The organism is Bradyrhizobium sp. CB2312 (genome assembly GCF_029714425.1).
Taxonomy (GTDB): domain Bacteria; phylum Pseudomonadota; class Alphaproteobacteria; order Rhizobiales; family Xanthobacteraceae; genus Bradyrhizobium.
This window is the reverse complement of record NZ_CP121668.1, coordinates 3,294,015-3,311,801: the sequence shown is the minus strand read 5'-3', so window position 1 is coordinate 3,311,801 and position 17,787 is coordinate 3,294,015. Positions and strand designations below refer to the sequence as shown.

The 17,787-nt window shown below is 65.0% G+C and carries 18 protein-coding genes; 7 read left to right on the top strand and 11 right to left on the bottom strand.

Annotated features, from left to right (window positions below; all coding sequences use genetic code 11):
* Positions 1-2: 2 nt before the first annotated feature.
* Positions 3-2,093 carry a molybdopterin oxidoreductase family protein gene (locus tag QA642_RS15900; protein ID WP_283085494.1) on the bottom strand — a complete coding sequence of 697 codons (2,091 nt, stop codon included), beginning with the start codon at positions 2,091-2,093 and terminating at the stop codon, positions 3-5.
* A 253-nt stretch (positions 2,094-2,346) separates the two neighbouring features.
* On the opposite strand from QA642_RS15900, the gene QA642_RS15895 reads away from it, so the two are divergent.
* The 4 genes from QA642_RS15895 to QA642_RS15880 are packed head-to-tail and all read left to right on the top strand — an operon-like array spanning position 2,347 to position 6,601.
* Positions 2,347-3,303 (top strand): tripartite tricarboxylate transporter substrate binding protein, encoded by a 957-nt coding sequence (locus QA642_RS15895; RefSeq protein WP_283086900.1) that lies wholly within the window; start codon positions 2,347-2,349, stop codon positions 3,301-3,303.
* A gap of 9 nt (positions 3,304-3,312) precedes the next feature.
* Positions 3,313-3,783, top strand: a complete 471-nt coding sequence (locus QA642_RS15890; protein WP_283085493.1) for a (2Fe-2S)-binding protein — start codon at positions 3,313-3,315, stop codon at positions 3,781-3,783.
* A complete protein-coding gene (locus tag QA642_RS15885; protein WP_283085492.1) occupies positions 3,780-5,906 on the top strand; it encodes a molybdopterin cofactor-binding domain-containing protein in 2,127 nt (708 codons plus the stop codon). Before QA642_RS15890 ends, QA642_RS15885 begins: the two co-directional genes overlap by 4 nt.
* Entirely contained in the window at positions 5,903-6,601 is a 699-nt protein-coding gene (locus QA642_RS15880) for a substrate-binding domain-containing protein (RefSeq protein ID WP_283085491.1), read from the top strand. The genes QA642_RS15885 and QA642_RS15880 overlap by 4 nt, the downstream gene beginning before the upstream one ends.
* A gap of 230 nt (positions 6,602-6,831) precedes the next feature.
* On the opposite strand, the gene QA642_RS15875 is transcribed toward QA642_RS15880, so the two are convergent.
* The 4 genes from QA642_RS15875 to QA642_RS15860 form a co-directional block, all read right to left on the bottom strand.
* Complete coding sequence (locus tag QA642_RS15875; protein WP_283085490.1) at positions 6,832-7,638, bottom strand: SDR family oxidoreductase; 807 nt, start codon at positions 7,636-7,638, stop codon at positions 6,832-6,834.
* A 77-nt stretch (positions 7,639-7,715) separates the two neighbouring features.
* Positions 7,716-9,008 (bottom strand): TRAP transporter large permease, encoded by a 1,293-nt coding sequence (locus tag QA642_RS15870; protein ID WP_027562514.1) that lies wholly within the window; start codon positions 9,006-9,008, stop codon positions 7,716-7,718.
* Positions 8,999-9,547 carry a TRAP transporter small permease gene (locus tag QA642_RS15865; protein WP_283085489.1) on the bottom strand — a complete coding sequence of 183 codons (549 nt, stop codon included), beginning with the start codon at positions 9,545-9,547 and terminating at the stop codon, positions 8,999-9,001. Before QA642_RS15865 ends, QA642_RS15870 begins: the two co-directional genes overlap by 10 nt.
* 76 nt (positions 9,548-9,623) lie before the next feature.
* Positions 9,624-10,595 (bottom strand): TRAP transporter substrate-binding protein, encoded by a 972-nt coding sequence (locus QA642_RS15860; RefSeq protein WP_283085488.1) that lies wholly within the window; start codon positions 10,593-10,595, stop codon positions 9,624-9,626.
* A 305-nt stretch (positions 10,596-10,900) separates the two neighbouring features.
* Between QA642_RS15860 and QA642_RS15855 the strand changes: the two genes are divergently transcribed.
* A complete protein-coding gene (locus QA642_RS15855; protein WP_283085487.1) occupies positions 10,901-11,677 on the top strand; it encodes a cyclase family protein in 777 nt (258 codons plus the stop codon).
* Between the two features lie 10 nt (positions 11,678-11,687).
* Here the strand turns inward: QA642_RS15855 and QA642_RS15850 are convergent, their stop codons facing one another.
* The 6 genes from QA642_RS15850 to QA642_RS15825 form a co-directional block, all read right to left on the bottom strand.
* Positions 11,688-12,416, bottom strand: a complete 729-nt coding sequence (locus QA642_RS15850; protein WP_283085486.1) for a Crp/Fnr family transcriptional regulator — start codon at positions 12,414-12,416, stop codon at positions 11,688-11,690.
* Between the two features lie 260 nt (positions 12,417-12,676).
* Positions 12,677-12,814, bottom strand: a complete 138-nt coding sequence (locus QA642_RS15845; protein ID WP_283087169.1) for a hypothetical protein — start codon at positions 12,812-12,814, stop codon at positions 12,677-12,679.
* A gap of 93 nt (positions 12,815-12,907) precedes the next feature.
* Positions 12,908-13,621, bottom strand: a complete 714-nt coding sequence (locus QA642_RS15840) for a helix-turn-helix domain-containing protein (RefSeq protein WP_283085485.1) — start codon at positions 13,619-13,621, stop codon at positions 12,908-12,910.
* 147 nt (positions 13,622-13,768) lie between these two features.
* Entirely contained in the window at positions 13,769-14,872 is a 1,104-nt protein-coding gene (locus QA642_RS15835; protein WP_283085484.1) for an ABC-type transport auxiliary lipoprotein family protein, read from the bottom strand.
* 3 nt (positions 14,873-14,875) lie between these two features.
* Positions 14,876-15,643 carry an ABC transporter ATP-binding protein gene (locus QA642_RS15830; protein ID WP_283085483.1) on the bottom strand — a complete coding sequence of 256 codons (768 nt, stop codon included), beginning with the start codon at positions 15,641-15,643 and terminating at the stop codon, positions 14,876-14,878.
* A 2-nt stretch (positions 15,644-15,645) separates the two neighbouring features.
* On the bottom strand, positions 15,646-16,782 hold the full coding sequence (locus QA642_RS15825; protein ID WP_283085482.1) for an ABC transporter permease: 1,137 nt from the start codon (positions 16,780-16,782) through the stop codon (positions 15,646-15,648).
* A gap of 173 nt (positions 16,783-16,955) precedes the next feature.
* Between QA642_RS15825 and QA642_RS15820 the strand changes: the two genes are divergently transcribed.
* Both QA642_RS15820 and QA642_RS15815 read left to right on the top strand, forming a co-directional pair.
* Positions 16,956-17,231, top strand: coding sequence for a hypothetical protein (locus tag QA642_RS15820; protein ID WP_283085481.1), 276 nt, complete (start codon positions 16,956-16,958; stop codon positions 17,229-17,231).
* Entirely contained in the window at positions 17,232-17,720 is a 489-nt protein-coding gene (locus tag QA642_RS15815; protein WP_283085480.1) for a phage holin family protein, read from the top strand.
* Positions 17,721-17,787 lie beyond the last annotated feature (67 nt).

The window sequence follows — 17,787 nt, the reverse complement described above, 5'->3', positions numbered from 1 at the left end:
GCTCAGGCCGTAGCGGCTTTCCTGATCCAGACCTTGTTGTCGTGGAACGCGGCGCCGCCGATCGGCGCAACGGCTTCGGCTCCGGTCAGCATGTTGATGCCGCGCCCGCCAATATGGTTCTTATTGGGATGAATGGATTCCGCGATCAGCACGCCGCGCCGCACGCCGTCGAACAGCGTCGCGATCAGCGTGGTCTCGCCGCGCCGGTTGCCGAGCGTCACCGCATCGCCATCGGCGATGTCGAGCGCGGCTGCGTCCATCGGATGGATCATCACGCTCGCCCTGCCCTCGCGCGCCTGCGAGGACGGCGTCTCGTTGAACGTCGTGTTGAGGAAGCTGCGCGAGGGGCTGGTCGCGAGCCGGAACGGATGAGCCTGGTCGACCTGTTCGATCACCGCCCAATGGTCCGGCAGCGATGGCATGCTTTCGACATCGCCCATGGTCTGGCCGAACGGCGGATGCGTCCAATCCGCCCTGAAGTGGAATTTCTTGTCGGGATGGGCGAAGCCGTCGAGAAAATGCGAGGTCCGGAAATCCGGCTGCAGATCGCGCCAGAGGTCGGCTTCGAGGCCGGCGATGTCGCCGTGGTTGCTGAGCTGCAGCGTCGCGTCGATCAATTCACGCGGCGTCATCTCGAAGCCCCGGTGCCTGGCGTCAAGCCGCGGCGCCAGCGCCTGCAACACCTCATGGTTGGAACGGCATTCGCCAGGCGGATCGATCAGCTTCGGCCCGACCGAGATGTGCTGGTGGCCGCCGCCGTAATAGAGGTCGTCGTGCTCCATGAACATGGTCGCCGGCAGCACGATGTCGGCCATTTGCGCCGTCTCGGTCATGAACTGCTCATGCACCGCAACGAACAGATCCTCGCGCGCAAAGCCCTGGGCCACCAGCGCCTGCTCCGGCGCCACCGTCATCGGGTTGGTGTTCTGGATCAGCATCGCCTTGACCGGGCCCTTGCCGAGCAGGGCCTCGGCGTCGCCGGTGAGGATGCGGCCGATCTTGGACTGGTCGAGCGCGCGGACGCTCTGGTCGATCGCGTCGTGACCTTCGATGATGGATTCGTTGAAGCGCCACAGCGCGTAATTGTTGAAGAAGGCGCCGCCGCCCTCATATTGCCAGGCGCCGGTCACCGCGGGAATGCAGGTCGCCGCATGCATCTGCGTTGCGCCATTGCGCGAGCGGGTGAAGCCGTAACCGAGGCGGATGAAGGTCCGCTTGGTCTCGCCGACCGCCTTGGCAAAAGCCTCGATCTCCGCCACCGGCACGCCTGAGATCGCCGACGCCCATTCCGGCGTGCGTGTCTTCAGATGCGCCTCGAGCTCGGCGGGGCAATCGGTGTACTTGTCCATGTAGGCGCGGTCGGCATAGCCGTCGCGAAACAGGATATGCATCACGCCGCAGGCGAACGCGCCGTCGGTGCCGGGCCGCAGAATGATCTTGATGTCGGCCTGCTTCATGGTCTCGTTGTCGTAGATGTCGACCGCCGCGATCTTCGCGCCGCGCTCCTTGCGCGCACGCGCGGCGTGCGTCATCACGTTGACCTGGGTGTTGACGGGATTGGTGCCCCAGATCACGACGAGATCGGACAGCGCCATCTCGCGCGGATCGACGCCAGCGATCTTGCCGGTACCGATCGCATAGCCGATGCGCGCGACATTGGCGCAGATGGTCTGATAGAAGCGCGAATATTTCTTCACATGCGTCAGACGGTTCAGCCCGTCGCGCATCACGAGGCCCATCGTGCCGGCGTAGTAATAGGGCCAGATCGATTCCGCGCCGAACTCGCGCTCGGCCTGATTGAAGCGCTGCGCGATCTCGTCGAGCGCCTCGTCCCAGCCGATCCGCGCGAACTGCCCAGAGCCCTTCGGACCCGTGCGGCGCATCGGGTACATCAGCCTTTCGGGGTGATGGATACGTTCGGCATAGCGGGCGACCTTGGCGCAGACGACGCCCGCCGTGTAGGTCTGCTTCTTCGAACCGCGCACGCGGCCGATGCTGCGGCCTTCGACCACCTCGATGTCGAGCGCGCAGGCCGACGGGCAGTCATGCGGGCAGGTCGAATGGCGGATTTCGATCTTGGCGTGCTGATTCATGTCCCAGTTCGTAACACCAAAATACTGACCCGCCGAGCGCATTTTGCCGGCATTGCCCATGCGATTTGCTCAAACCGCGCGCGCCGCCGGTTCCTATCGCGCCCGCGAAATGGGCGCGCAGCCACACCGAAAACCGCCTGACATTCCCTGATACGATCGACTTTGTGAGCGTCGACAGTCCCCCTCCCCTGCGGCTACAGTGGCCGCCAACAAGAACGATATCAGGGAGGTGGGCGTGACGGCCCGACAATTCATGCTGGCGCTGGTCGCCGGCCTGCTCGGCGCATGCGCCGCAGCCCCCTCATTGGCGCAAGATTATCCCACCCACGCGGTCCGCATCGTCGTGCCCTTCGGCGCAGGCGGCCCGGCCGACGTCGCGGCCCGGCTGATCGGCAACGTGCTCCAGGAGAGCTTTGGCCAGCCCTTCGTGATCGAGAACCGCACCGGCGCCGGCGGCGTCATCGGCAGCGTGGAGGCTGCGAAGTCGCCGGCCGACGGCTACACGCTCTTGATGATGTCCAACACGCAGACCGCGAACGAATCGCTGCTGACACCCGCGCAACGCAAATACGAGCTGATGCGCGATCTCGCGCCGATCGCGCCGGTGAACTATTCCGATCTCGTCATCGTGGTGAACCCGCAAGTCCCGGTGAAGACGCTTGCCGAGTTCATCGCCCTCGCCAAGGCGCAGCCGGGCAAGCTGAACTACGCCTCCTCCGGCCAGGGCACGCCCTATCACATGGCCGGCGAGCTGTTCAAAGCGATGGCCGGCATCGACGTCGTCCACGTGCCCTATCGCAACAGCGGCGAGGCGCGCAGCGGCGTGATCGGCGGGCAAGTGCAGATGATGATCGACGCGGTGCCGGCGATGGCGCCGAACGTCGGCGAGAACCAGGTGCGCGCGCTGGCGACCAGCGGCAAGCAGCGCTCCACCGTGCTGCCGAACGTGCCGACCGCTGGCGAAGCCGGCGTTGCGGGCTACGAGGCGACGATCTGGCTCGGCCTGATGGCGCCGGCCGGCACGCCAAAGCCTGTCGTCGACAAGCTCAACGCCGCTGTCAACGCAATGGTGAAGCGGCCCGACATCGTAAAACTCTGGACCGAGCAGGGCGCAGTACCCATGTCAATGACACCGGAGGAATTCGACAAATTCCTGCGCGGCGACATCGAGAAATGGGCCGATGTCGTCAAGAAATTCGACAAGTCCTGAGGCCTGCTCATGCCCACCGTTCAATTCCGGCTCAACGGCGCAGCGATCGCCGTGGACACCGATCCGGACCAGATGCTGCTCGATGTGCTGCGCAGCCGGCTCGGCATCACCGGGGCGCATTTCGGCTGCGGCGCCGGTGAGTGCGGCGCCTGTCACGTCATGGTCGACGGCCGCGCGATGACTTCGTGCGACATGCCGATGTGGTCGGTGGCGGACAAGGACGTCGTCACGGTGGAAGGGCTCGGCACGGCCGAGCGACCGCATCCGCTGCAGCGCGCCTTCATCTCGGAACAGGCGATGCAATGCGGCTATTGCGTCTCTGGGATCTTGATCAGTGCTGCGGCCCTGCTCAAGCGCAATCCGTCACCGACGGAGGCGGAGGTCAGGGCGGCACTCGATCGCAACCTCTGCCGCTGCGGGTCGCATAACCGCATGGTGCGCGCGGTCCTTCGCGCGGCTTCGGAGTTGGCTACGCCATGACGTCCCCCGCCCCAAAGCTGCCGGTCAGCCTGGCAGCCAATCCGAAGCTGTCGTCCTGGGTACGGTTCACCGATGAAGGCCACGTGACGATCTCGCCGGGCAAGGTCGAGATCGGCCAGGGCATCGTCACGGCGCTGGCGCAGATCGCGGCGGACGAGCTGGATGTCGATCTGGCGCGGGTCGAGATGATCCGCGCCTCGACGGCGACCAGCCCGAACGAGGGCGTCACCTCGGGCAGCCTGTCGATCCAGCAATCCGGCCGCGCGCTGCGCCACGCCTGCGCCGAGGTGCGCCAGCGCTTCGTCGCGGCGGCATCGGAACGTCTCGGCGTCGACGCAGCGCTGCTCAGCGTCGATGACGGCACGATCTCGGGTCCCGGCAATGTCAGAACCAGCTATTGGGAGCTCGCTCGCGACGTCTCGCTCGACCTCGACGCCACCGCTGGCGCCGAGGCGAAGAGCATCGCCAGGCGCACCGTCGCCGGACATTCCATCCAGCGCGTGGACATTCCCGACAAGGTGTTCGCCCAGCCGCGCTTCATCCATGACCGGGCATTGCCCGGCTCGCTGCACGGACGCGTGCTGCGGCCGGACATCTCGGGCGCCAAGCTGATCGCGCTCAATGAGGACGCTGTACGCGCTGTCCCTGGCCTCGTCGCCATCGTCCGCGACGGGGGATTTGCGGGCGTGGTTGCCGACAGCGAAGCCGCGGCGGAAGCGGCGCTGAAGGCTTTGCGCAAGGGCGCGACGTGGTCGGCCGGCGAGCCGCTGCCCGACGAAGACGATCTGGCGGGCTTCCTGAAGAGCCAGCCGGTCGAGACGGCCGTCATCGACACCAGAGCGGCGGCAACGACAACGAAAGCCGCGCATACGCTTCGGCGGCAATACACCCGCCCCTACATCGCCCATGGCTCGATCGCGCCTTCCTGTGCCATGGCGCAGTGGGATGGCGACCGTGTCCACGTCTGGACCCACAGCCAGGGTGTCTACTTGCTGCGCGCCGACCTCGCCATCGTGCTCAAGCTGCCCGCCGAAAACATCATCGTCGAGCACATGGAGGGCGCGGGCTGCTACGGGCACAATGCCGCCGATGACGTCGCGCTCGATGCCGTGCTGCTGGCGAAAGCGGCCGGCGGCCGTCCAGTGCGCGTGCAGTGGTCGCGCCATGACGAGATGAGCCACGCACCGTTCGGCGCGGCGATGGCCGTCGAGATCGAGGCCGATCTCGACGCAGACAACGAGATCGTCGGCTGGCGTCACGCGATCTGGAGCAACGGCCACGCGGCGCGGCCGGGACGCGCGGCGCAGCCGGCGTTGCTCGCCGCCACCGAGATCGCAAATCCCTACCAGCGCATGATCTCGACCAATCCGCCGGCAGCCAACGGCGGCGGTGGCGACCGCAACTCCGTTCCGCTCTATGACCTCCCGGCCTGGACGATCACGAGCCACCGGCTATTGACGATGCCGGTGCGCACCTCGGCGCTGCGGACGCTGGGCGGACAAGGCAATGTGTTCGCCATCGAATCCCTGCTCGACGAGATCGCGACCTTGCGCGGCGAGGATCCGGTCGCGTTTCGCCTGCGGCATTTACGAGACGAGCGGGCCAAGGATGTAATCCGTAGCGCGGCGCGACGCGCGCAGTGGAAGCCCCAGAAGCGATCGGGCGTCGGTCACGGCGTCGGCTTTGCCCGCTACAAGAACACGGGCGCCTATTGCGCCGCGATTGCCGAGATCGAAGGCGACGACGATATCCGCGTCAAGCGGCTGACGCTCGCAGTCGATGTCGGCGAGGCCATCAATCCGGACGGCGTCATCAACCAGATCGAGGGCGGCGCGATCCAGGCGACGAGCTGGCTGCTGAAAGAGCGCGTCCGCTTCGACCGGACGCGCATCGCCTCGACTTCGTGGACGGACTATCCGATCCTGACCTTCAGCGAGGTGCCGGCGGTCGACGTCGAGATCATCCAGCGGCCGGAGATCGAGCCGGTCGGTGCCGGCGAAGCGGCACACGGACCGGTGACGGCGTCGATCGCGAATGCCATGTTCGATTGCCTCGGCGTGCGCGTCCGCGACCTGCCGATCACGCGCGACAGGATCATCGCAGCCATGGAGCTTGCATCGTGACGGCAGTGAACATTCTGAGCGGCGGCGCCGCGCAAGGTCTGGTGCGCGGCCTGGCCGACGCTTTCAAGGCGCAGACCGGCCTCAGTATCGACGGCGAGTTCGGCGCGGTCGGCATCATGGCCGACAAGCTGCGTGCGGGCACGCCAGCCGATCTCGTGATCCTGACGCAGGCGCTCCTCGCAAAGCTTACCGAGGAGAAGCTTGTCGTCCCCTCCTCGATCGCGGATGTGGGCCGGGTCGAGACCGCACTCGCAGTCCGCAACCGTGATCCCAAGGTGACGGCGAAGACCGAAGCCGATTTGCGCGAGGTGTTGCGTTCCGCGGACGCGATCTACGTCCCTGATATCAAGGCGTCCACGGCGGGACAGCACGTCGCAAAAGTGCTGGATCGGCTTGGCATTGCCTATGAGGTCGCCTCGCGCCTCAAGATGTTTCCGAATGGCGCGACCGCGATGCGTGAGCTTGCAAACTCCACCGCAACGCGGCCGATCGGCTGCACGCAGGCGACCGAGATCATCGCGACCGACGGCATCGCGCTGTCTGGCTCGCTGCCGCCCGGCTGCGAGCTGGTGACGATGTACACGGCTGGCGTGACCACGCGGGCCGCACATCCGAATGAGGCAGCGGCGCTGATCGCGATGCTGACTGGCGCAGATCACGGGGAGCTGCGCCAGCGTGTGGGCTTCGCCGGCTAAGTGGGATGAGATGAGGCTCTATAGGCGTGGTGACGGCGGTAGGCTCCCTCTCCCGCCTGCGGGAGAGGGTTGGGGAGAGGGTCTCTCGGCTGGCAAGAACTCCCCAAGAGGAGAAAACCCTCACCCGTATCGCATCTTCGATGCGATACGACCTCTCCCGCAAGCGGGAGAGGTGAACGAGCCCGCGGCAATCGATTCAAGCCAAAGCGATTCCGCCCTAGACGACCGGCCTATTTGTGCAACTGGGTGAGCCCGGTCGGCGGACCATCGACCGCGGTCCAGCCGCCATCGACGAACAGCGTGCTGCCGCTGACATAGCTTGCAGCATCCGAAGCGAGGTAGGCGACGGCAGTGGCGACCTCGTCGGCGCTGCTCCAGCGGTTGAACACGGTATGGCCGGCATAGAGATTGTAGATGTCGGGCCGCTGCTTGAACGGGCCGGTCAGCGCGGTCTCGGCGATGCTCGGCGCAATCGCATTGACGCGCACGCCGGCATGGCCGACCTCGGAGGCAAAGCCCTTCACCAAGAGGCCGATCGCCGCCTTGGTCGAGCCGTAGACGCCAAGGCCCGGCTCGATGGTCACCGCGCGGACCGAAGAGCAGGCGATGATGCTGCCGCCCTTCTGCGCGACCATGATGCGCCCGAAGGCCTGGAAGAACCAGACCGTGCCCTTGACGTTGAGATTGAGGACGCGGTCGAGATCCTCCTCGGTGTAGTCGAGGATGGTCTTGCGGATGTTGAGCCCAGGCGTCGTCACGGCGATATCGAGCCGCGGGAACTTCTGCATCACGATTTTCGCCAGCGCATTGACGTCCGCTGCGCTCGCGGCGTCACAGCTTGCTGCTTCGGCCCAGCCGCCCTTGTCGCGGATGCCGGCGGCGGTCGCCTCGGCCGCATCAAGCGCACGATCCGCGCAGACGACGCGGGCCCCTAACCCGGCCAGCGCCTCGGCCGACGATTTGCCGATCCCTGAGGCGGCCCCGAGCACCACGGCCGTCTTGCCGGTGAGATCGAAGAGCTTGCGATAGTCGGTCACGGACAGATTCTCCTGTTGCTGTGACGCAAACTACGCAAGGGTGATGCGCCGGCCAAGTGCCGGAGCACGCACGGCAGCTATCCCTTGTATCCCATCAGGAGGCGCGGCAGCCACAGCGAGAAGGCGGGAACGTAGGTCACGAACATCAGCGCTGCGATCAGCGCGGCGTAGAACGGCAGGATGGTGCGCATCACCGCGCCGACCGAAATGCCGCCGATGGCGCAGCCGACGAACTGGGTCGTTCCGACCGGCGGAGTGTTCAGTCCCAGCGCGCAGTTGATCAGCATCAGCATGCCGAACTGCACCGGGTCCATGCCGGCCTTCATCGCGATCGGCAGGAAGATCGGCGTGCAGATCAGGATCGTCGCCGCCATGTCCATGAAGGTGCCGAGCACGAACAGGATGACGTTGATGAGCAGGAAGATGACCCAGGGCTGCGAGGACACCTTGCTCATCAGGTCGCCGGCGAAGTCGGCCACCTCATAGAGTCCCATCAGGTACTGGAACATGGTGGAGACGCCGATCAGCAGCAGCACCACGCCTGTCGTCTTTACTGCCTTCGCCGCGGCCCGCAGGAAGTTCTGCAAGGTCATGGTGCGGTAGATGAAGAATGTCAGCAGGATCGTGTAGGTGACCGCGACCGCTGCGGATTCCGTCGCGGTGAAGACGCCGGATAGGATGCCCGCGAGGATGATGCCGACGATCAGAAGGCCCGGCAGCGCAGCGGCGAGCGAACGAAACACCTCGGCCCAGCCCGGGAACTTGCCGGCGGGATAGCCGCGCTTCACCGCGACCGCGTAGGCAGCGACGAGCATGCAGACCATCAGCACCAGCGCCGGCAAAAGGCCGGCGGCGATCAGCGCGCCGATCGAGACCTTGCCGCCGGCGGCGAGCGCATAGATGATCATGTTGTGGCTGGTCGGCATCAAGGCGCCGACCAGCGAGGCATGGGTGGTGACGTTGACGGCGTAGTCGGTGTCGAACCCTTCCTTTTTCATCATCGGGATCATCACCGCGCCCATCGCCGACACGTCGGCCACGGGCGAGCCCGAGACGCCGCCGAACAACGTGCAGGCGACCACGTTCGACATGCCGAGCCCGCCGCGGATGTGCCCGACCAAATTCTTGGCGAGCTTGACGATCTTGTCGGCGACGCCGCCATGCAGCATCAGCTCACCGCTGAAGACGAAGAACGGAATGGCGAGGAACGAGAAGATGTTCATCCCCGACATCATCTGCTGGAAGATGACGGCGACCGGCAGACCTTCGTAGAGGATGGTGCAGATCGCCGAGAGACCGATCGCAAAAGCGACAGGAACGCCGAGGATCAGGAAGCCGAAGAAGGTGGCGCCGAGGATGATCAGTTCCATGAGGGGACGACCTCTTCGCCGCGCAGGAGAGCAATGATGTGCTCGATGGAAAAGGAAACGATCAGGATGCCGGAGGCGATCAGCGGCACGTAACGGATCACCTCAGGCAGGCCGAGATTGGGAATCTTGACGGTTCCGACCGACGCGCCGAGGATCCAGCCGTTATAGGCCATGGCAAGGCCGAACACGGCCACGAGAACGTGGATCACGATCTCGATCTTCTCCCGCAGATGATCCGGAAGCATGACCAGCAGGCTGTCCATGCCGATGTGTCCGGCATCGCGCACGCCGACGGCGGCGCCGATTAGCGTGACATAGAGGATCAGAACCAGCGCGAGGTTCTCCGTCCAGGTCGGGCTGGAATTGAGCACGTAGCGCCCGAACACCTGGTAGAACACGATGGTGACGATGACGAGCAGGCCTGTCACCGACAGATACATGCCCAGACGCGCGACGGGAGCATTGATCCGCGACAGCAGGCCAGACGATGGATGTCCTTCGACCTCCTGCTCGTGGCTTGCGACGTGTGGGTCTGTCATTCCCGCGTCTCCTTGCGCGTCTGCTCGCGAGGTCCGGCGTCGCCTCGCAGGCGACACCGGACCCGATGCCGTGGCCTTACTTCGTGTCCTGGATGCGCTTGACGAGGCCCTTCAGCTTCTCGTCGCCGGCGAACTTGTCGTAGACCGGCTTCATCGCATCAACGAACTCCTGCTTGTTGGCGACCGTCACGACCTGGACGCCGGCCGCTTCGACGGTCTTGCGGGAGGCCTGTTCACGGTCGTCCCAGAGCTTGCGCATGACCGGAACCGATTCCTTGGCCGCCTTGCGGATCATCGCCTGATCCTCCTTGCTCAGCGTGTCCCAGACCTTCTTGGACATCACGAGAACTTCGGGCGCCAGCGAGTGCTCGGTGACGTTGTAGAACTTGGCCGCCTCGAAATGGCGCGAGGACTCGTAGGAAGGCCAGTTGTTCTCGGCAGCGTCCACGAGGCCCGTCTTCAGCGCGGTGTAGACCTCGCCATAGGGCATCGGCGTCGGGTTGGCGCCGAGGCTCTGGATCATGCCGACCCAGAGGTCGGATTGCTGCACGCGAATCTTCAAGCCCTTGAGGTCGGCGAGCGACTTGACCGGCGCCTTGACGGTGTAGATGGACCGGGCACCGCTGTCGTAATAGGCAAGGCCGACCAGGCCTGCGGGCTCCATGGCGGCGAGGATCTCGTCGCCGATCGGCCCGTCGAGCACGGTGCGCATGTGCTGCGTGTCCCGGAAGACGAAGGGCAGGCACAGCGCGATGGTCTCGGGCACGAAATTGTTGAGGGGCGATGCGTTGATCCGCATCATGTCGAGCGCGCCGATCTTCAGCTGCTCGATGGTGTCCTTCTCAGAGCCCAGGGCGCCGTTGGGAAACACCTTCACGCCGAGCTTGCCGCCGCTCGCGGTCGCGAGCTGCTTGCCCATGAACTTGACGGCCTCGACGGTCGGGTAGTCGGCGGGGTGGATGTCGGCGGAACGGAAATCGCGTGCGGTCGCCAGCGGCGCAGAAATCGCCAGCACAGCGGCAGCGATGATACCGGTCAGAGTCTTCATCTGGGCTTTCCTCCTGGGTGATTATGGCGTTATCGGGCAGGTTGCGGGCCGCCTTGGGTCGCTCCACTTCAGGTGCGAAGTCAAGCGCCATTGTCGTCCCTAGGGCGGGCGGCATTCCCTGTCCAAGCCAAATGCGGCATCGATCAATGCTTGAGTTGCATCGATCGATTGCGCGTGCCCGGGGAGGCGGCCGGCGGGCGATCACGTTTTTCCGAAGGCGCCCACACCGGCGCGTTACTTGACGCCGCACCCAGAGCCCCCTCTAGATGCTGCGAAGCAGAACGGACCATTTCGGGGACACGCCCATGCCGCGGAAGCTGATCGATATTTCGGTGCCGCTCAGAAACGACGTGACGGCCGATCCGCCGGGCAATCATCCGGCGATCCAGTATATCGATCACCAGCAGGGCTTGCCCCGCATGCTGCAATTTTTCGACGGCCTGAAGGCCCAGGATTTGCCTGACGGACAGGGCTGGGCTGTCGAGCAGGTCTCGTTATCCACCCATAACGGCACGCATCTCGACGCGCCCTGGCACTTCCATCCGACCATGAATCGCGGCGAGCGGTCGTGGACCATCGACGAGGTGCCGCTGGAATGGTGCCTTCAGCCCGGCGTGAAGCTGGACTTCCGGCACCTGCCTGACGGTTATGTGGCGACCGCTGGCGATGTCGAGACGGAGCTGAAGCGGATCGGCCATACGCTCTCGCCGCTGGAGATCGTCGTCGTCAACACCAGCGCCGGCGCCAGGTTTGGCCAGGCCGACTACGTCAATTCCGGCTGCGGCATGGGCTATGAAGCGACCATGTACCTGCTCGAACGCGGCGTGCGGCTGACCGGGACCGACGGCTGGAGCTGGGACGCGCCGTTCGTCTACACCGCGAAGAAATATGCCGAAACAAAAGATGCCGGCCTGATCTGGGAGGGCCACAAGGCGGGACGGCACATCGGTTACTGCCATCTCGAGAAGCTTCACAATCTGGACAAGCTGCCTTCGACCGGGTTCACCGTCTCATGCTTTCCGGTGAAGATCGAGCGGGCGTCCGCGGGCTGGACCCGCGCCGTCGCCATCATCGACAATTAGGTCGAGGCCGTCACTCGCCGTCGAGGCCGCTCTCGGCGAGCTCGCGCAGCGCATCGGTGTCGAGCACGACGATGGCGCCATGCTCGAGGCGGACCCAGCTGCGACCGGCCCAGGCACGCAATTGCTTGTTGATGCTCTCGCGCGTCATCCCCACCATCTCGCTGATCTCCTGCTGCGTGATGGCGAGCGTGCCGCTGCCGGAATCGAGCTTGCGCTCCTCGGTGAGACCGAGCAGCGCGCTTGCAAGCCGGCCCGGCAGGTTTTGCAGGATCACCTGCTCGACCTGCTGGCTGGTCCAGCGCAGCCGCGCGCAGAGCAACTCGATGAATTTCATCGCCAGCGCCGGCTGGCTCTTCACGAACGGCAGGAAGTCCCGCCGGTCGATGATGTAGAGCTCGCAATTGGTGTTGGCGGTCGCGTCCGCCGATCGCGGCGCGCCATCGAGAACGGCGATCTCGCCAAAGATTTCTCCGGGGCCGATCAGATTGAGAATGGCGTTCCGTCCGTCGGGCGACGAAGAGGAAATCTTCACTGTCCCCGAGATCACCGCGAACAGATTGTTGCCGGGATCGCCCTTGGCAGCGATGGTCGCACCGCGCTTCACCGTGGTGTGCTTGGCGTAGCGGCAGAGCTGATCGAGCGCGTCCGGCTCCAGATCCGCGAAGATCGGGTGCTTGCGCAGGACCGATAATTTGTTGCCCGCCGACTGTCGGGGGTCGCCGGTCTTGTCCTGAGGCACGCCGCGGGCTCCTAAGACTCGAGGCACTGAGGTTCCTGCGTAGTCAACGTTATCAGGCTTTTCAACCGGAAAGCACGGGCATGGTCTGAGGCAAATGCCCTCAAGATGCCGCAAGCCTGCATCCGAAGGATGCTCGACGCGCCGGAATCGATGCAGAGTTGTGGGCTGCGCAAGCCGCTGGTTGGGTTGACGCGCTGGCGAATGGCCCAGAATCGCTCAGGCGCGGATCAGGCAGTCGACCGTCAGACCTGACGATGATCTCAGGAGCTTCGACGCTTGGAATCCGGACCGAGACGGCCCGCGCTGGTTTGCCGGTCGGCCCAGGCCAGAGCTGCGGCGAAGGCGACGAAGATCGCAACGACGACAATGCTCATCAGCACCGCATCAATCGGCATCATGCTCCTCCCGGATTGTTCGAGGGCATTATTTGCCGCAGGCGGCCCGCGTCAGTGATCGGGATCAAAAATCCGCGAGCATCGCGAAAATCCCCGTCAGGCCGCGGCCAGAGCCTGGATACGAGCCGGGTCGAGCAGGCCGACACCCCCCTGGATGATCTCGATCGCGCCGTGGCGCTCCAGCTTGGTGAAGGTGCGACTGACCGTTTCGATGGTCAGCCCGAGATAGTCGGCGATGTCCTGGCGGCTCATCGGAAGCGGGACCGTGTCCGGCGCCCCCTTGAGCGCGAACAGCCGCTCGCGCCAGCCGAGCAGAAAGGTCGCGACCTTCTCGTCCGCAGAGCGGCGGCCGAGCAGGACCATGTGGTCGCGGGCCTGACTCAGCTCGCGGATCGCCAGCTCGTTGATCCGCCTGAGCAGATGCGGCCGGTCCGCGATGAAACGGCCAAAGGGCGTTTTCGCGAATTGGCACACGGTCACCGCGCCGATCGCATCGGCCGAAAAATTGTGGCGGCCGGAGATATTCATCCCCAGGAAATCGCCAGGCAAGGCAAAGCCCACGATCTGCCGCCGGCCGTCCGGCAGCAGCTTGTACAGCCGCATGACGCCTTCGAGGACGTTGTAGAACGAGGTCGTGATGTCCTCCTCGGAGAACACGGTCTCGCCCGCGGCGAAGTGGACGCGGCGGCCGAGATGCTCGAACTCCCTCAGCTCGGCTGCATCCAGCGACGCGCAAACCGCCGATCCGCGTACGGCGCAGTCGCTACAGAAATGCCCGTTAGGCTCGATCCTCACCACGGAAGCTCTCATCCACCGCTCCATGCGCCGGTCCAGGTCCGCCCCCGGAGCTGCGTCACCGCGCGCAGCTGCATTTTACTGCGCTGCCACAAACGCGATTGACCCAGATCAATTTTGGCGGGCATGGCCGCCTTGCTCTGATGTGGAACTCAAATGCCGCTAGACCGCCTGGACCGTCCAGCCGATCAGTTCCCTGGCGATACGGGCAAAAGCCGCATCAAATGCCGCGACTGCTGCCGCCGGCTCGACCTTTTCAAGCTTCTCGCTGGCGTCAATGACGCGGGATGCGACTACCTTGCCGCTCTTGTCCACGATCCGCGCCGACAAGGCGATCTCGACCCGCCTCTCGCCCTCCGTGGCGATCCGGAAGCGCCTGATGTCGATCAGAAGCTGGTAGTCTGCCTGGCCAAGGTCGGTGGTGCGCAACGGCGCGTGGGCAATGTCGTAGTTCTCAAAACTGTCGATCAAGCGCGCCTGCACCAGTTTTGGAATGCTGTCGGCCCAGAGGAATTCGGCAAAACCCGGATTGTCGCCCGCGGGCGAGAACAACATGCGCTGGGTCTGGAGCATCGCGACCGCGGTCGGCTCGGGAATGGCCAGCGACGCAGACAGCGTCTTGCCGGCCGGCCCGAGATCCTGCGGCGTACGCAAGTCGTAGGTGATCTTCTGGGTGGGCGCTCCGCCACCGGTCATCTTCTCGAGGCCCGCCAAAATGCCGTCGATCTTGCCGGTGTTGCGCGCGAGGCCGTCGGAGAACGTCCTGAGGTTGGCGATGGTGTCCTTCAGCGGACCGGAATTGTCCTCGAGCACGGTGTCGACCCGCCGCAGTGCATCGCGCGCGGCCTGCGTCATGCTCTGGCCTGCGCCGGCCTCCGCGATCAAGGTCACGGGCTCGCCGGATTTGGCAACGATCGTGCCGCCTTCCAGCGTCACCACCGGCACGCCGGTCAGTCCCTGGAAGTCGAGCCCGACCTTGGTGTCGGTGCGCACCGGCGTCGTCGAGGCCACGGAGATTGTCGCATTCACGAAGCGCGGATTGTCCGGAGCAAGGCCAAGCTGGGTCACCTCGCCGACACGGATGCCGTTGAACAGCACGCCGGCGCCCACCAGCAGGCCCGGCACCGGTCCCTGGAATTGCACGTGGTAATTCGTGCGCGGGCCGATGCCGCCGGTGTTGTTCAGCCAATAGACGAAGCCGAACCCCGCAACGATCGCGGCCAGCACGAAACTGCCGATCAGCACATATGGGGCGCGGGTTTCCATGTCTCATCTCATCTCGTGTTGCAGCATTTGCGAGCGCTTGCCGTGGAAATAGGCGCGCACCCAGGGATGCTCGGATTGCAGCAGCTCGCGCATCGGGCCGATCGCGACGATCCTGCCGTCGGCAAGCGCGGCGACGCGGTCGCAGACGGTGGTGAGGCTCGCGAGATCATGGGTGACCATGAACACGGTGAGCCCCAGGGTCTTTTGCAAGGTCCCGATCAATGCGTCGAAATCGCCCGCGGCGATCGGATCGAGGCCGGAGGTCGGCTCGTCCAGGAACAGGATCGGCGGATCGAGCGCGAGCGCGCGCGCCAGCGCCACGCGCTTGGTCATGCCGCCGGAAAGCTCCGACGGATATTTGTCGGCATCCTGCGGGCGCAGCCCGACCATCTCGAGCTTGGCGATCGCGATCTCGTCCATCAGCTCCTGCGACAGCGCCAGGTTTTCGCGCAGCGGAAACTGGATGTTCTGCCGGACCGTCAGCGAGGAGAACAGCGCGCCCTGCTGGAACAGGATGCCCCATGTCGTGGCCGCGCCTTCCGTGCGGCCGCCGATCGGCTGTCCCATCACTTCGATGGTGCCGGCCTGGCGCGGAATGAGGCCGATGATGGTCCGCATCAGCACCGACTTGCCGCCGCCGGACGCGCCGACCAGCCCGAGGATCTCACCGCGGCGGACGTCGAGCGACAGGTGATCGAGCACGGTCTGGCGGCCGAAGCCGACCACGAGGTCGCGGACGCGGATCGCGAACTCCTCTTGCGTCGCCTCCATCGTCACATTCCGATCGAGGCGAAGAAGATCGCGAACAGGCCGTCGAGCACGATCACGAGGAAGATCGACTTCACCACCGACGTCGTGGTCTGCCGCCCGAGCGACTCGGCGCTGCCCTTCACGCGCAGGCCCTCGCTGCACGCAACGATCCCGATCACCAGGGCCATGAACGGCGCCTTGAGGATCCCCACCTCGAAATGAGTGACGGAGATCGCCTCGTGCAGCCGCGCGATGTAGATCGCCGGCCGCATGTCGCCATAGAACTGCGCGACCAGCCCGCCGCCATAGAGCGCGGCAATCGATCCGATGAAAGCGAGGATCGGCAGCGCGATGACGAGGGCGGCAACGCGAGGTAGGATCAGGACGTGGACGGGATCGAGGCCCATGGTCGAGAGCGCGTCGATCTCCTCGCGCATCTTCATCGAGCCGAGCTCGGCGGTGTAGGCGCTGCCCGAACGCCCCGCGACCATGATGGCGACGATCAGGACGCCGAGCTCGCGCAGCACCAGGATGCCGACCATGTCGACGGTGTAGGACTCCGCGCCGAACCTGCGGAAATGAAAGAAGCCCTGCTGGGCGATGATGGCCCCGATCAGGAAAGTGATCAGCACGACGATGGGGATGGCCTGCCAGCCGATGCGGTAGAGCTGGTAGACCAGCGAGGTCAGCCGCAGCGACCGTGGGCGGCGCAGCACGCCGATCACGGCCATGAACAAGGCGCCGAGCATTTGCAGGAAGATGGTGATGTCCTCGCGCGCCCCGACCGTGGACTTGCCGAGATCGCCCAGCCTGAGCAGAACCGGATTTGGCGCAGGCGCAGGCGGCAGCGTGTGGCGGTTGACCTGGCGCACCTCGTCCATCAGGCCGCTGAAATGATCGGCGACGCCGACGAATTCCGCCGATCTGCCAGATGACGCGGCCCTGCGTGACAGCTTCTCCAGGACCCAGGCGCCGAGCGTGTCGAGCGCGCTGACGCCCGACATGTCGAGCGTCACGGCTGTCGATCGATCGACATCCGCTCCGACCGACCGGGACAGTGTTTCAAGCGTCGACACATTGGCCGCGGTCCACGGCCCTTCCGGGCGCAGGTTCAGCACATCGCCGGAGGGCGTTGCCAGCAACAGCGGTTCGGAGTTCACGCTTCACCTCATCGGGACAACCGGTCCCCATTCGACCGGCATTTCTAGGCCAGGGTATGACGGCCGGTTTGACCTGCCTCAAGACCATCCCCTCGCCGAGCGGCTTGACGCAAATCAAGCACGGCCCTGCTGGCGGCCCTTAGGGTCTTTTTATTCAATGGAGACCGATATCCATGTTCGACAGTGACAGGATGAGCGACGAACTTCGCGCGCTGAAGGTGGATGTCACGCGCCTCCTAGGCGCCGCCGGCGAGGAGATGCTCGACAGCTCGAAGGAGCGGACTGAGATTCTCGCCGATCAGATCAAGGCCGCGCTTGCCGAGCTCGGCGAGACCGTCGGCGACGAGCAGGAGCAGCTTCAGGGCCTGATTGCCGATCGCCCGATCACATCGCTTGCCTCGGCCTTCGCGCTCGGCGTGGTCGTCGGCTTCATGCTGAGGAGACACTAGGTGAACACGGAAAATGTCGTCAAAAACCTGCGCGTGCTGTGGCGCACCGACAGGATCATTGCGGACATCAGGCTGCGCCATCTGCTGACGGGCCTTGGCCTTCGCGCCTTTGCGGCTCTGATCGCGGCATTCGGACTGCTGATGCTGGAGCTGTCGGCCTATTTCGCGCTGGTCCAGATCTGGAGCGCCATCGCGGCGGCCGCCATTCTCGGGGCCACCAATTTCCTCATCGCGGGCATTCTCTTCGTCGTCGCCGGTCGTCCTCCGTCCGGCCGCGACATCGAGCTCGCCAATGAAATCCACGGCACGTCCATCGAAGCGCTTCAGCTCGAGGCGCGCGCCCTTCAGGCCCAGGTGTCAGGCGCGGTTCACCATCCGCTCAGCACGATCGTGCCGGTGCTGGTGCCGCTGATCGCGATCATCGTCAAGAGTCTGCGGAAAACGGCCAACGAGCCCACTGCTGCCACGTCGGCCGAGGCGCGCTCCTAAAGCGCGATGGCATGAAAATGAATCACCATCGCGCTTGAGGTTATTGTTTGAGCATGATCTTCGCGTA